Here is a 13,929-nt window from a genome sequence, read left to right as displayed (position 1 = left end):
TGCCCCGACCGTCCTGCAACGCGGGATCCATGCCCTCAAAATTCTTGATCGACTAAAGAATGCCGCTTCACGAAATTTTCTTGCTTGACGGCGCGCTTTGACAGAAGCACATTTCCACGGTATTTCATAGTGAGAAATGGCGTTACGCAGAGTGAAACGGTCATGCCAAGACAGGCTTTAGATATCGAAGCGCGGGAAGAAGGCGGGGTGATCGCAGTCGAGCGCGCCTTGTCCGTGCTCGATGCCTTCACTGCCAATGATCAATCCTTGAGTCTGGCGGAGCTGGCGCGGCGGGTCGGCCTGTCAAAGCCGACTGTTCTCCGTTTCACGAAATCTCTTGCTCGGGCCGGCTACCTCGTACGCAACGACGATGCGAGCTGGCGCCTCGGACCGAAGCTCGCCCGACTGGGAATGCTCTACCAAGCCGGTTTCCGAATTGAGGATTATGTGCAGCCGGCGCTGCGTCGCCTAGCTCAGGAAACCGGGGAAAGCGCAGCATTCTATGTTCGCGAAKGCGACATGCGCGTCTGTTTATTCCGCGTGGATTCGCCACAATCCATCGGCCACCATGCGCGGACCGGCGATCTGCTGCCCCTCGACCGCGGCGCGCCGGGGCGTGTGCTCCTCGCCTTTAGTGGTGAGTCCGGAGAAGTCTACGATCAGATCCGCCGAGACTTCTTCTACGCGACGTTTGGCGAACGCGATCCGCAGGTTGGGAGCATCGCCTGCCCGGTGTTCAGATTTGGCCAACAGCTCGCTGGGGTTCTCGCTGTTACAGGCCCGACGAACCGGTTCAACGAAGCCGCTCTTGCACGCCATCTAGAGCCGCTGAAGTCCCTAGCCAACGAACTCACACGACAGCTCGGTGGAAAGACCGAGAACCAGAATTCGACGCTCAGACTGCGMACATAGGCATGAGTCTGAGGCGGATAAGCCTGATCAATAGTAATTTATAAAGGAGAGGAAACTGTGTTGAAGATTCTGAAAACACTTTGCATCGGTGCGTTGGCCGTAAGCGCCACTGCCGGTGCCGCTCATGCCGAGTGGCCCAAAGACCGTCCCATTGAAATCGTCGTGGCGTTTGCCCCGGGCGGCAGCACCGACGTCATGGCACGCGCGATGCAGCCATACCTGGAGAAGGAGCTCGGTGCGAAGATCGTAATCGTCAATAAGCCCGGCGCTTCCGGCGAGATCGCCTATACGTATCTCTCCCAAGCCAAGCCGGACGGCTACACTTTCTCGTTCATCAATACGCCCGGCTACCTGTCCATGCAGGTACAGCGCAAGCTGCGGTACGATCCGAAGAGCATCCAGGCCGTGGCGCGCATCGTCGACGACCCGACCGCCTTCGTCGTGAAAGCCGATTCCCCGGTCAAATCGCTCAAGGATCTCGTTGCCCAGGCCAAGGCAAACCCGAAATCCGTGTCGGTCGGCAGCTCCGGCGTCGGAACCGACGATCATCTTGCGATGATCCTGCTCGAATCCGCAGCGGACGTGTCCCTGACCCACGTTCCATTCCCGGGAGCCGGCGAAACGAGAACGGCTCTTCTTGGAGGGCACATCACGGTCGGTGGGCTGAACGTCAGCGAATTCGCAAGCGGCGACACTAGCAGCGTCCGTCCCATCGTACATTTCGGCGACAAGCGGTCTCCCGAGGCGCCGGACGTCCCGACGGCTAAGGAGCAGGGCTTAGAGGTGCTCATGAGCTCGGAGCGTGGTCTTGYCGCACGTCGGGATGTGCCCGCCGACATTCGCACCAAGTTTTCGGATGCGGTGAAGAAGGTCGTCGACGATCCTGAGTTCCAGAAGCAGGCCAAGCAGCTTGCCCTTCCGCTCGCCTATCTGTCGGGTGAAGAGTGGGAGCAGCAGATGCCGAAGCGCCTGCAAGCCTTCCAGGACATCTGGAACAAGACACCCTGGGTGCAATAATGGCCAACCGCTCGGAACTCGGGCGGAAGGGTAATCATCCTGATCTTCTTGCTGGTTTGATTTTCATCTTCATCGGAGCGCTCGGCCTTTGGGCCGGGCGCGACCTGAGGATGGGCAATGCCGCCATGATGGGTCCTGGTTACCTTCCGCTGATCGTCTCAGGCCTGATCCTGCTGATCGGCCTCGCGGTGACAATCATGGGTCTTATGCGCTCCAGCGAACCTCTCGGTGTCGTTCGTCTGCGCCCGCTCTTGATCATTCTGATCGCAGTAGGGGGCTTTGCCTACGCAGCGGGATCCTTAGGCTTCATCATCGCGGCCGCATGGCTCATCGGTATCGGCAGCCTAGCCGATCCCGAGACGCGTCTCCGCGAGATTGCCGCCTCCATCGTGGTGCTGACGATCTTCGGCATCCTCGTTTTCATCGTTGGGCTTGGTGTCCAGATGCAGTTGGGGCCATTCTGATGGAATTATTTGACTCGCTCATTCTCGGGTTCAGCACGGCTGTCACCCCGACCAATCTTCTGTTTTGTCTCATTGGCGCCCTGCTGGGCACGCTCATCGGCGTGCTCCCGGGCATCGGCCCGACCGCAACCCTGGCGATCCTTCTGCCAATCACATTCTTCCTGCCGCCGCTGGCGGCGCTGATTATGCTCGCCGGCATTTTCTATGGCGCGCAATACGGAGGATCGACGACCGCCATCTTGGTGAACCTACCTGGCGAGGCCTCCTCGGTCGTAACAGCCCTCGACGGCTACCAGATGGCCAAGCAGGGCAGGGCAGGTGCAGCCCTGGCCATCGCGGCACTGGGATCGTTCTTTGCCGGGACGGTTGCAACCATCGGGCTGGCCGTTGCGGGGCCAACGCTTGCAGGCTTCGCGCTCTCGTTCGGACCGGCGGAATATTTCTCGCTGACGATTTTCGGATTGCTGTGCGCGACGGTTCTGGCCAGCGGCTCGGTGATCAAGGCCATCGGCATGATCGGTATCGGCCTTCTTCTTGGCTGGGTCGGGACCGACGTGAATAGCGGGTCCGAGCGCCTTACCTTCGGGGCGGTGGAGCTTTTCGACGGCATCGAGTTCGTCGTCATCGCCGTTGGGCTCTTCGGCATCGCCGAGATCATCGTCAATCTCGAAAATCCGGATTCACGGGGTCTGATCGCGACCAAGATCACTCGTCTATGGCCGACCCGCGAGGACTTTCGCCAAGCGTGGCCTGCGGTCCTTCGTGGAACAGCTCTCGGGACCTTCCTGGGAATTCTTCCCGGTGGTGGTGCGACGCTGAGTGCGTTCAGCGCCTACACCCTCGAGAAGAAGGTTTCGCGTCAGCCGCAACAATTCGGCAAAGGGGCGATCCAAGGAGTGGCGGGGCCCGAGGCGGCCAACAATGCCGGTGCCCAGTCGTCGTTCATTCCGTTGCTGACGCTCGGGATTCCCTCGAATGCGGTGATGGCCATGCTGCTAGGCGCCATGACGATCCATGGCATTACGCCTGGCCCGTCCGTCATGCACAACCAGCCGGATCTTTTCTGGGGGCTGATCGCCAGCATGTGGATCGGCAACCTCATGCTCCTGATCATCAACCTTCCGTTGATCGGCCTGTGGGTCAAGCTCCTGACGGTGCCGTACCGTCTCCTGTACCCGGCGATCCTCCTGTTCTGCTGCGTCGGCGTCTACAGCGTCAGCAACCGGGCCTTCGATGTCGCACTCGCAGTCGGCTTCGGCTTCCTCGGTTATCTCTTCCGGAAGGCGAAATGCGAGCCCGGCCCGCTGTTGCTAGGATTCGTCCTTGGGCCATTGCTGGAGACGAACCTGCGGCGTGCCATGCTGATCTCGCAGGGAAGCCCGAGCGTCTTCATCGAGCGTCCGATCAGCCTTGCTCTCCTAATCGCCTCCGCGGCTCTGTTCGTCCTGCTGCTGGTGCCAGCCATCCGTAAGTCTCGTGAGGAAGCTTTCGTCGAAGAGGAAGTCTGACACACTCAGGTGAAAAGTGTTCGGTTCGAGACCTTGTCCCGGCGAGGCGATCTGCGGTTGGATCCGTAGCCCCGCCGGGACAAGTCTTGAGCTCCCTGAACCTTGCAGCATGGTCTGTATCTATCGCGCAATGGCGCCGCGCGTGCCCTGAGCCTTTGAGGTATCCGGGATGAGGTGGGTGTAGGGATGCAGAATGGACGGCATGGCGTCCGTGCAGCGTTATCGGAGAGAAACTGCCATGGGTATTTCTGACTTGCCGCGCGGCATGGAGCGCTCCACCACGGACTTGGAATCCACACCTGTGCAAGGCATCGTGCGAAAACCCCCCGCCGCTCTCCCGCGACGTCTTCGCCGAATCCTGGCGCTCGATGATTTCGAGACTGCGGCACGGCGCCACTTACCGCGACCGATCTTCGGATATGTCTCAGGAGCCGCAGAAACGAATGCCTCGTTGCGCGACAACCGGTCGACCTTTGAGGAGTTGGGCTTCGTCCCACGGGTGCTCGTTGATGTATCCAAGCGAACGCAGAAGGTCGAACTGTTCGGCCGCACGTACCCGGCACCGTTCGGGATTGCCCCTATGGGTATCAGTGCACTGTCAGCCTATCGCGGCGATCTGGTGCTGGCGCGAGCGGCCGGGCAAGCAAACATCCCTATGGTGATGAGCGGCTCTTCCCTGATACGGCTCGAAGAAGTCGCCAAGGCAAATCCCATGGCTTGGTTCCAGGCTTACCTGCCGGGAGAACCAGACCGGATTCTTGGATTGCTGGAGCGAGTGGAGAGAGCAGGTTTCGAGACGCTCGTGCTCACCGTTGACACGGCAGTTCTGGCTAATCGCGAGAACAACATTCGAAGCGGCTTTTCCACGCCACTGCGACCCAGTCTGCGCTTGGCCTGGGATGGGATGATGCGACCGAATTGGACGTTGAATACGTTTTTCCGAACGCTGCTGAAACACGGTATGCCTCATTTCGAGAATTCCTACGCGACACGCGGAGCTCCGATCCTGGCCAAGAGCGTGATGCGGGATTTCGGCGCGAAGGATCACCTGAACTGGCGGCATCTGGAAATGATCCGGGAACGGTGGAAGGGGCGCTTGATCGTCAAGGGCATCATGTCCAAGGAGGATGCCTGCATCGCCCGGGATAGTGGCGTTGACGGCATTATCGTTTCGAACCACGGCGGCCGGCAGCTCGATGGAACAGTCTCGCCTCTCCGCGTCCTGCCGGCTATCGCAGATGCCCTTGGATCAGCAATGCCTATCATGATGGACGGCGGCGTTCGTCGAGGCTCCGACGTGCTGAAGGCAATCGCCCTCGGGGCTACGTTTGTCTTCGTCGGTCGTCCATTCATTTATGCGGCGGCCATTGGGGGCGAGGCTGGTGTCAGCCACGCCATCAATATCCTTTCAACTGAGATCAGTCGAAACATGGGTCTTCTCGGGATCAACTCCCTCGGGGAAATGCACCGTGATCGACTGCTTAAGCTCAATAGCGTGAATGGGAGCTGGACTTGAAGGCTGCGTATGGAGTGCCGGCAAGCCGGAAGTCCGTGCGTCCAACTCTTACATGCTGTTTTCGCTGAAAAGCTCTATGAGCCGCTGATCTGCACTTTGAGGGCTCCAAGCTTGTCGATCGTGCCGACGAGTTCGTTTCTCGGCAACACCGCTCCGACGCCCGCAGGGGTTCCGGTCAGGATGATGTCGCCAGGCTGCAGCGTAAAGTACTTGGACAGGTTCGCGATAATTTCCGGCACCTTCCAGATCATCAGTCCCAGGTCCGAGTCCTGCTTCACTTCACCATCGACGGTGAGGCGGATGGAGCCTTCCGAAATGTGCCCAACCTGCTCGACCGGATGAATAGGCCCGCAGGGGCATGACTGATCGAAAGCCTTGCCGGCCTCCCAGGGCAGGCCGCTCTTGCCGAGATCCATCTGAAGATCGCGACGGGTCATATCGAGGCCGATGCCATAGCCGTAGATATGTTCGAGCGCGTCTGCGACCGGAATATCTCGCCCACCTTCTTTGATCGCGACGACCAATTCGAGTTCGTAGTGGTAATTGCTCGTCATGGGTGGATAGGGGATTGAGCTTCCGTCCTGGACGATACTGTCGGCTGGCTTCTGGAAAAAGATAGGTGGATCCCGGGACTCGTCGCCACCCATCTCGCGGACGTGGGCGACGTAGTTCCTGCCGACGCAGTAGATCCGCCGAACCGGGAACGTCTGGCTGGTTCCGGCTACTGGCAGAAAAGCGCGAGCAGGGGKCGCTATCACATAAGAACTTCCGTCCATCGCTGTTCTCCTAAAAAATGCACCCGCATCCGAGCGCCGGATGCGTCACCGATTTTTCAGCTGGACAGCATAAAATGTATTTTTTGGGTCAGAAGCGAGTTGTTCTTTCGTATAGTAATGTCACCTAGTAACTTGTATTATTAGGCATTATTACTGCAGTGCACAATAATTTTATTGGTATTTTTAAGATAAATTGTGCTTTGCAGAATAACTCAAGAATATAGATGGCCATCTTCTCGAATAAAAGATCATACATTTTTTGACATCTCTGGTTGCTGCATACATCATTGGTTGCCGCGTCGAAAAAGCGGCAGCGCCAATGAGCGCAGAATGCAGGAGAGGAAACGTCGATGAAGATGAGTAAGACTCTTGGATTGGCTATAACGCTTGCCTTGGCCCCTTGGGCGATGAGCGTCGCTGGCGCTCAGACTGCGCCCACGAAGATAACCGTGGTTCTTCCGAATCCATCGGCCGTAAACAACTTCCCGCTCTATGTGGCGATCGGCGAGAAGATGTTCGAGAAAGAAGGTCTCGATGTGAAGGTTGAAGCCGTAGACGGCTCTTCGCAGGTCCTTCAGGCCATGTCCGCTGGCCAGGCACAGATCGGGCAGCCCGGCCCCGCTCCGGTTCTTGCCGCACGTGCACGCGGCGTTGATGTCGTCTTCATCTACAATCACTTTGCGAAATCGGTTTTCGGCGTTGTCGTTCCCGAGAAGTCGGCAATCAAGTCTCCGGCTGAGCTGAAAGGGGCTGTTATTGGCGTCGGCACAGCCGATGGCGCAGAAGTCGGCTTCACCCGCGCGATCCTCACGGATCTGAAGATGAGCGAAGGCAAGGACTTCACGTTTCTACCGGTTGGTGATGGCGGCCTTGCAGCAGCGGCTTTCCTGCGCGGCGACATCAAAGCCTATGCGGCAGCTGTCAGCGATGCAGCCATCATGGAAACGCGAGGGATCGACCTGCGGGAGATCACGCCGGAACAGTACCTGAGCTACTTCGGCAACGGCTATGCAGCGATGAAGTCCTTCATCGACCAGAATCCTCAGGCTGTCGAGAAGTTCGGCCGCATTCTCGTTCAGGCAACGGAGTTCGGACTCAAGCCGGAGAATAAGCAAAAAGTTCTGCAGCACACGAAGGCCGGAAACCCGCAGGAGGGTGAGGACACCAAGCTGTCGGCTGCCTTGTTCGAGCAGGTGAAGGAGCGGATCACGCCGTTCGACAAGTCGAAGGGCTGGGGTTACCAGCCGCCGGAACACTGGGAGCTCTGGCACAAGAGTGCCGTAGCGTCGGGAGTTCTGAAGACCCCACTTCCGGATCTGAAGGCCGCCTACACAAACCAGTTCGTGGATTCCTGGAACAAGGGCGGGAAGTAATGACGCTTGTTTCGATGGCTGGACAAGCTGTTGCTCCGGTCGGCCTCATGGGCCGACCGGTGTATGAACTGCGAGGCGTCAGCAAGACTTTCGCCAAGCGCAATGTGCAGGCTCTCGACAAGGTGGATCTGGTGCTGCGGGAGGGCACCTTCTCATCGATCATCGGACCGAGCGGGTGCGGGAAATCCACCCTGCTCAAGATCATGGCAGGTTTGCAGCCTCCGTCGTCAGGCAGCGTCGTTCTTCAAGGCAAGCCGGTCATGGGGCCGCGCCGGGACATCGGTATGATGTTCCAGCAAGCTACCCTGTTTCCCTGGCGGACCACCATCGAGAACATCGTGCTCCCGATCGAGATTCGCGACGGCAAGGCGGCGGCTCGGGCCAAGCACGATCAGGCGCACCAACTCCTCGATCTCGTCGGTCTGAAAGGTTTTGAGAACGTGTACCCGAGCGAGCTTTCCGGCGGCATGGCGCAGCGCGCGGCGATCTGCCGAATGCTGATCACGGAGCCTGCGGTCCTGCTGCTAGATGAGCCGTTCAGTGCGCTCGACGAACTGAGCCGTGACTTCATGAACATGGAGCTGCAGAGGATCTGCCTGGAGCGCAACGCGACATCCTTCCTCGTGACTCACTCTATTCCTGAAGCTGTGATCCTTTCCGACGTGGTGTACGTGATGTCATCGCGACCAGGACGCTTCGTCGAAACCATTACGGTCGACCTGCCCAGACCGAGAACCCTGGACATGATGACCGATCCGCGCTTTGGGGCGCTTGTTCACCGCATCCGCAGTCATCTCGACAATGGAGCGTTTCAATGACCCACGCACAAGCCTTTACTGCCCCAATTCCCGAACAGACCGTATGGGCAGAGCGCGTCTCCTGGATAGACCGGATTCCTCGCTGGGTATCGATGGTCGCTCTGCTGATCGGCTTCCTGATCGTGTGGCAGTTCGTCTATCTGATTGAACTGATCTCGCCCATCATTCTTCCGTCACCGATCGAGACCATCGAAGATCTCTTCGTGGTCGGCAAGAATCTGCTGACGGGCGACTACATGCTTATGGCCCTTTGGATCACGACACAGGAGGTTCTCCTCGGCTTTGTGATTGCTGTCGTACTCGGCTTCGGACTCGGTGTCCTTGTGGGCGAGACCGCTTTCGGCGAGAAGGCAGTCATGCCGTACCTCGTGGCCATCAACACGATGCCGAAGGTGGCATTTGCGCCTCTTTTCGTATCGTGGCTGGGCTTCGGCATCGGATCCAAGGTGGCGCTTGCAGCCTTCATCGCCTTCTTTCCGGTCATCGTCGGAACGGCGGCGGGCCTTCACGCAGCCGACCACAATGCCCGCATGCTGTTCAAGACAATGGGGGCAAGTCGCTGGCAGACCTTGGTGCAGCTGAAGCTTCCCATTGGCATGCCTCACTTCTTCTCGGGCCTGAAGAACGCTGCGGTGCTGGTCGTCGTCGGCGCTGTGGTGGGCGAGTTCCTGGGCGGCGGCAAGGGCTTCGGCGAGTTGATCCGCGTAGCGGCTGCCCAGCTCAACACCCCGCGCGTATTCTCGCTGATCATCTACCTGAGCCTGCTCGGGCTGGCGACATTCTGGATTGTGGCCTGGGCCCAGCGTCGGTTCGTCTTCTGGCACAAGGAGAGCGTTACAGAGGAGACTCTTGCGCAATAGGTGAGCTCGATGTCCCGGCGGTTGACCTTCATCCTCCGCCGGGACATTCCGCTCCGAACCAAACCTCGCGCGGGCTGCGTCATGAACAAAATCGAAAAGATAACTGCGGCAACCTCGGTCTATGAGAGACTTCGCCAGGACATTCTGAATGGTGAATTGCGGCCAGGACAGAAGCTCCTGATCGATTTCATATCTGAACGGTACGGGGCCGGCCTCAACCCGGTCAGAGAGGCCCTCAACCGTCTCTCTTCCGAAGGACTGGTCGAGCGAAAGGATCAGCGTGGCTTCTTCGTACCGCCTGTCAGCATCGAGGGCTGGCGCGAGCTAGTGAAGACCCGGTGCTGGCTGGAAGGAAAGGCGCTCGAAGAGTCGATCAAGAATGGCGACCAGGCCTGGGAGGAGCGCATCGTCGTATGCTTCCATCATCTCTCACGCACGCCATGGAAACTCTCTGAGGAGGATACGAGCACTAACCCTGCCTGGGAGGAGCGCCACCGGGCTTTCCATCTCGCTCTCATCGCATCCTGCGGCTCCTCGATCCTGATCGCGATCTGCAAGGACCTGATGGACCAGGCACAGAGATACCGCTTCATTTCCGTGGCGTCATCGAAGCGCTACCGGAACACCCTGGAAGAGCATCGCGGCCTCATGGAAGCCGCGCTCGATCGCAAGACGGATTTGGCCGTCGAGCGGCTCATCGAACATTACCAGACGACGCTCAGGCATATCGAAGATCAGATTCATCCCTCGCTCAAGGTCAAGCTCGACCAATCGCCACTCGGCTGACGAAAGCGTTCAAGGCGACCGTGTTTGATCGACAGTTCACCTCAATCTCACGAGCTCAAAGGAACAAGGAGATCCCATGAAGCTGCTACGCTACGGCCCGCTTGGGCAGGAAAAACCAGGCCTACTCGATCAGAATGGCAATATCCGCGATCTCTCCGGCATCGTTCCGGATATCGCCGGTGAGGCCCTCTCATCTGCGGGGCTTGAGCGACTGCGCAGCATCGATCCATCTACGCTGCCGCTCGTCGAGGGTAATCCGCGCATCGGTCCATGCGTCGGGCAGGTTGGCAAGTTCATCTGCATCGGTCTCAACTATTCCGATCACGCGGCTGAGTCCGGTATGGCCGTACCGCCCGAACCCATCGTCTTCATGAAAGCGACCAGCTCTATCTGCGGCCCAACCGACGATATCGAGATCCCGCGTGGATCCGAAAAGACCGATTGGGAGGTCGAACTCGGCATCGTGATCGGCAAGGCCGCGAAATACGTGGATGAGGCCCAGGCGCTTGAGCATGTGGCAGGCTACTGCGTCGTCAACGATGTCTCGGAACGCTCTTTCCAAATCGAACGCTCGGGCCAGTGGACGAAGGGAAAGAGCGCCGACACCTTTGGCCCCATCGGCCCCTGGCTCGTCACACGGGATGAAATCCCCAATCCCCAAAACCTCCACATGTGGCTGGAAGTGGATGGCAATCGCTATCAGAACGGCAGCACGGAGACGATGGTCTATGGGGCTGCGTTCCTGGTGAGCTACCTGAGCCAATTCATGAGCCTTCAGCCGGGCGACGTCATCGCGACCGGCACGCCACCCGGCGTCGGCATGGGAATGAAACCGCCGGTCTATCTGCGCCCTGGCAACCGCGTCCGCTTAGGGATCGAAGGCCTTGGCGAGCAGGATCAACTCGCCAAGAGCTGGAACGGACAGGGCTAGGCTTTCCTAATCATCGGAAGGGGAGGCGGTAACATTCCGATATGCCGCCTCTCCGAAGAGAGATCGTCAACTAGAGCACGCGAATATCGGGAGACGTCGATGGAGATTGGGATCATTGGACTTGGCCGTATGGGCGGTGCCCTCGCAACCCGGCTTCAGGGTTGCGGGCATGAGCTCGTGGTCTGGAATCGCACGCCCGATAAGGCCAAGAGCTTTGTCGAGGCTGGTGCCGTGCTTGGCGAATCTCCAGCCGCCGTTGTCGAACAGACCGAGGCAATCATCACCTGCGTTTTGGATTCGGATGCTTTGGAGAACGTGTTCAATGGTGATCAGGGGATTCTTACCACGGATCTGAACGGCAAGCTCTTCATTGACACGAGTACTGTTCAGCCCAAGGTGCAGCGTGCTCTTGCTGAGCAGGTCGGAGCAAAAGGTGGAGCGTATGTGGAGTGCCCGGTGAGCGGCTCCACCGGTCCGGCCCGTGAAGGGCGATTGATCAGTCTCGTCGGAGGGACGCCCGAGGATGTCGCCCGTGCACGCCCGATCATCGAGCAGTTCAGCCGTCGCATTGAACATGCTGGCCCCGTCGGCTCTGGGGCGAGCCTGAAGCTTGCCGTGAACCTGCCTCTGGTCGTCTATTACCAAGCCCTTGGTGAGGCTTATTCGCTCTGCCGCCATCTTGGCATCGAACCGGAACAGATTATCGACCTGTTCTCGGATACGTCCGGCGGCGCTAATATTCTCAAGGCACGTGGGGCGATGATCGCGAAGGGCATGCGCGGAGACGATCCGCAGCCCGTAACCTTCGATGTCGACTCTTTCCGGAAGGATCTGCGAACCATGATCGCGGAAGGAGGTGAGCTCGGTCTTTCGCTTCCAGTCGTCGAACGTACTCTCTCCGTCTACGACGAGGCGAGCCAGCAGGGTTGGGGCTCTCGCGATGGGACCAGTCTGGCCGGATATTGGTCAAGCCGGACCTAAGACAGAGCCTCGGGGGAGGGATTAACTACTGACTTCTCCTTTGGATGACCATCTGCCTTAGCTCTCGCTTCATTGTCTAAACGTCAGCAGTTGGCACTTCTCGGATGTCAGCCGAATGTCGAGTTGAGTTGGGAATAGCGGACGTCCCGAAGGGAAGGGAATTTAGATTCTGACTGCGTGCAAGCATTCCCGCATCCGTGCTCGAAAATCTTTGATACTCTGATCGAAGCTAGCAAGAGCGATATAGAGCAACGTTACTATATGAGGAGCAGCACTGCTGAATACTTTTCTCCAATGTAGGCCCGTAGCGACCTTTCCCTATCAGGTATTTGGACATACCGAATCTGACAGTGCGGTACAGATCCTATCGAATGGTTATTATGTTCTGTCAGAGGATTGGCTTGGGCAATCCGTCGACGCCTTGCATCGTAATCAAAGGAAGGAGACCTTAAGCTCGATCGAAAGCTCAGTGCGAGGATACTAGGGATGAACCTGCGTTTCGTGGAGACCTTTCTTTGGGTCGCTAGGCTGGGAAGCTTCAGCGCAGCAGCCGAGAGACTTCACACGACACAAGCGGCGATCTCGAACCGTATTGCAACTCTGGAACGTGATCTTGGAATTCAATTATTCGAGCGAGATGTCCGCTGCATAAGGCTTACCAGCTTGGGAAAGCAGGCGGTTCCGAAGGCTGAGGAACTGGTACGGGTTGCCAACGAGTTCCGGGAAGCCGTGAGCGACCCGAGCAGCCTGCGTGGATCGATCAAGATCGGCACGATCGATTCGATTGCACACGCCTGGCTCCCGCAGTTCATCGAGCGGATCTGGACACGATATCCCGGCATCGCCATGGACCTCAACACCGACACGAGCCTCAACATGGCTCGAGAGGTGGCCGAGAGGCGTCTCGACCTCGCGCTGATTATGGGCCCAGTGATCGCACCGGACCTTATCAACCTCGACCTGTGCACCTTCGCCTGCACTTGGCTCGCAAGCCCGAAGCTAGGGCTGCCTGACAGGCCGCTGACCCTCGCGGAACTCGCCGACCACCCGATCCTCGCCTATTCTAAGGACAGCATGCCTCAACACAGGCTCCTGAGGCAGCTTGCGGACGCCGGCATCGAGGATCCGACGACGTACAATTCGAATTCGCTGGCCACCATCATTCGACTGGCGCAGGACGGAATCGGCGTGACACCTATGCCAACCGTGATCGTGCGCGAGCAACTCGCAGCCGGTACGCTCGTGGCGCTCGACGTGACACCCGCCTTCCCCCCGCTCAGCTTTCACGCCGTTTATTGCGATCATCCGGACAATCTAATCTCGGCTGTAGTGGCGCAGATGGCTCAGGAGGTCGCTCATAGCTTCTCGCGCGCCCAGTTGGATGGAGCGTCCTGGTAGGTCCCGAGCCATGCGGCAGGCGGATTGTGCAATGCCGAACAAGGAAAACTTGGGCTGAAGAGAAAGTATTTCGCGTTTGTGCAAGCTCGCACGACACGTTCACATTTGACCACAGGTTCAAAGGAGGCCGTGACGTGAAAGTCAGTCTAATTCAGATGAATACCCAGAACAACAAGGCGGAGAACCTAAAAACTGCCGCCGCGATGATTGAGAAGACAGTAGCCGAAGAGGCGCCCGATCTCATCGTTCTTCCCGAATATTACGCCTATCTTGGCGAGGGGCGTGACAACATCCATAGCAATGGCGAGTTCTTCCCGGACGGCGACGCCTACAAGCTCATGTCGGGCCTTGCTGCCAAGCATCGAGTGACCATCCACGCAGGCAGCGTCGTCGAGCGTGAGGGCAACAACCATTACAACACGACCGTTGTGTTCGGCCCCAACGGCGATGAGATCGCTCGGTACCGCAAGATTCACCTGTTTGACGTCGATGTTCCGGGCGGCACGAGCTACCGCGAGTCCGACACGATCAGCCGCGGCCAGGATGTGGTGACCTACAAGGTCGGAGATGTCACCGTCGGTTGTGCCAT

The 13,929-nt window shown here is 58.5% G+C and carries 14 protein-coding genes; 13 read left to right on the top strand and 1 reads right to left on the bottom strand.

The window, feature by feature from the left end:
• Window positions 1-162 precede the first annotated feature (162 nt).
• The 5 genes from ACXJKO_RS08645 to ACXJKO_RS08625 all read left to right on the top strand — a co-directional run bounded on the left by ACXJKO_RS08645 (window position 163) and on the right by ACXJKO_RS08625 (window position 5,417).
• Complete coding sequence (locus ACXJKO_RS08645; protein ID WP_457090679.1) at window positions 163-912, top strand: IclR family transcriptional regulator; 750 nt, start codon at window positions 163-165, stop codon at window positions 910-912.
• Between the two features lie 57 nt (window positions 913-969).
• Window positions 970-1,929 carry a tripartite tricarboxylate transporter substrate binding protein gene (locus tag ACXJKO_RS08640; RefSeq protein WP_457090678.1) on the top strand — a complete coding sequence of 320 codons (960 nt, stop codon included), beginning with the start codon at window positions 970-972 and terminating at the stop codon, window positions 1,927-1,929.
• A complete protein-coding gene (locus ACXJKO_RS08635; protein WP_457090677.1) occupies window positions 1,929-2,393 on the top strand; it encodes a tripartite tricarboxylate transporter TctB family protein in 465 nt (154 codons plus the stop codon). Before ACXJKO_RS08640 ends, ACXJKO_RS08635 begins: the two co-directional genes overlap by 1 nt.
• Window positions 2,393-3,901 carry a tripartite tricarboxylate transporter permease gene (locus ACXJKO_RS08630; RefSeq protein WP_457090676.1) on the top strand — a complete coding sequence of 503 codons (1,509 nt, stop codon included), beginning with the start codon at window positions 2,393-2,395 and terminating at the stop codon, window positions 3,899-3,901. The genes ACXJKO_RS08635 and ACXJKO_RS08630 overlap by 1 nt, the downstream gene beginning before the upstream one ends.
• A gap of 193 nt (window positions 3,902-4,094) precedes the next feature.
• Window positions 4,095-5,417 carry an alpha-hydroxy acid oxidase gene (locus tag ACXJKO_RS08625; protein WP_457090675.1) on the top strand — a complete coding sequence of 441 codons (1,323 nt, stop codon included), beginning with the start codon at window positions 4,095-4,097 and terminating at the stop codon, window positions 5,415-5,417.
• Window positions 5,418-5,491: 74 nt separating this feature from the next.
• Here ACXJKO_RS08625 and ACXJKO_RS08620 read toward each other — a convergent pair whose 3' ends face one another.
• Entirely contained in the window at window positions 5,492-6,193 is a 702-nt protein-coding gene (locus tag ACXJKO_RS08620) for a fumarylacetoacetate hydrolase family protein (protein WP_457090674.1), read from the bottom strand.
• A gap of 356 nt (window positions 6,194-6,549) precedes the next feature.
• On the opposite strand from ACXJKO_RS08620, the gene ACXJKO_RS08615 reads away from it, so the two are divergent.
• The 8 genes from ACXJKO_RS08615 to ACXJKO_RS08580 form a co-directional block, all read left to right on the top strand.
• A complete protein-coding gene (locus ACXJKO_RS08615) occupies window positions 6,550-7,566 on the top strand; it encodes an ABC transporter substrate-binding protein (RefSeq protein WP_457090673.1) in 1,017 nt (338 codons plus the stop codon).
• On the top strand, window positions 7,566-8,384 hold the full coding sequence (locus tag ACXJKO_RS08610) for an ABC transporter ATP-binding protein (protein ID WP_457090672.1): 819 nt from the start codon (window positions 7,566-7,568) through the stop codon (window positions 8,382-8,384). The genes ACXJKO_RS08615 and ACXJKO_RS08610 overlap by 1 nt, the downstream gene beginning before the upstream one ends.
• Window positions 8,381-9,244, top strand: a complete 864-nt coding sequence (locus ACXJKO_RS08605) for an ABC transporter permease (protein WP_457090671.1) — start codon at window positions 8,381-8,383, stop codon at window positions 9,242-9,244. The genes ACXJKO_RS08610 and ACXJKO_RS08605 overlap by 4 nt, the downstream gene beginning before the upstream one ends.
• 81 nt (window positions 9,245-9,325) lie before the next feature.
• Window positions 9,326-10,030: a GntR family transcriptional regulator gene (locus ACXJKO_RS08600; RefSeq protein WP_457090670.1), complete on the top strand. Its 705-nt coding sequence runs from the start codon at window positions 9,326-9,328 to the stop codon at window positions 10,028-10,030.
• 76 nt (window positions 10,031-10,106) lie between these two features.
• Window positions 10,107-10,961 carry an ureidoglycolate lyase gene (locus tag ACXJKO_RS08595; protein ID WP_457090669.1) on the top strand — a complete coding sequence of 285 codons (855 nt, stop codon included), beginning with the start codon at window positions 10,107-10,109 and terminating at the stop codon, window positions 10,959-10,961.
• A gap of 9 nt (window positions 10,962-10,970) precedes the next feature.
• Window positions 10,971-11,942: an NAD(P)-dependent oxidoreductase gene (locus tag ACXJKO_RS08590; protein ID WP_457090714.1), complete on the top strand. Its 972-nt coding sequence runs from the start codon at window positions 10,971-10,973 to the stop codon at window positions 11,940-11,942.
• Window positions 11,943-12,428: 486 nt separating this feature from the next.
• On the top strand, window positions 12,429-13,340 hold the full coding sequence (locus ACXJKO_RS08585) for a LysR family transcriptional regulator (protein ID WP_457090668.1): 912 nt from the start codon (window positions 12,429-12,431) through the stop codon (window positions 13,338-13,340).
• 134 nt (window positions 13,341-13,474) lie between these two features.
• A partial coding sequence (locus ACXJKO_RS08580; RefSeq protein WP_457090667.1) for a nitrilase-related carbon-nitrogen hydrolase occupies window positions 13,475-13,929 on the top strand: 455 nt, incomplete at its 3' end.

This window comes from Microvirga sp. P5_D2, assembly GCF_054049475.1.
Note: the sequence above shows the minus strand (reverse complement) of the source record. Positions and strands in the feature narration are given on the sequence as shown.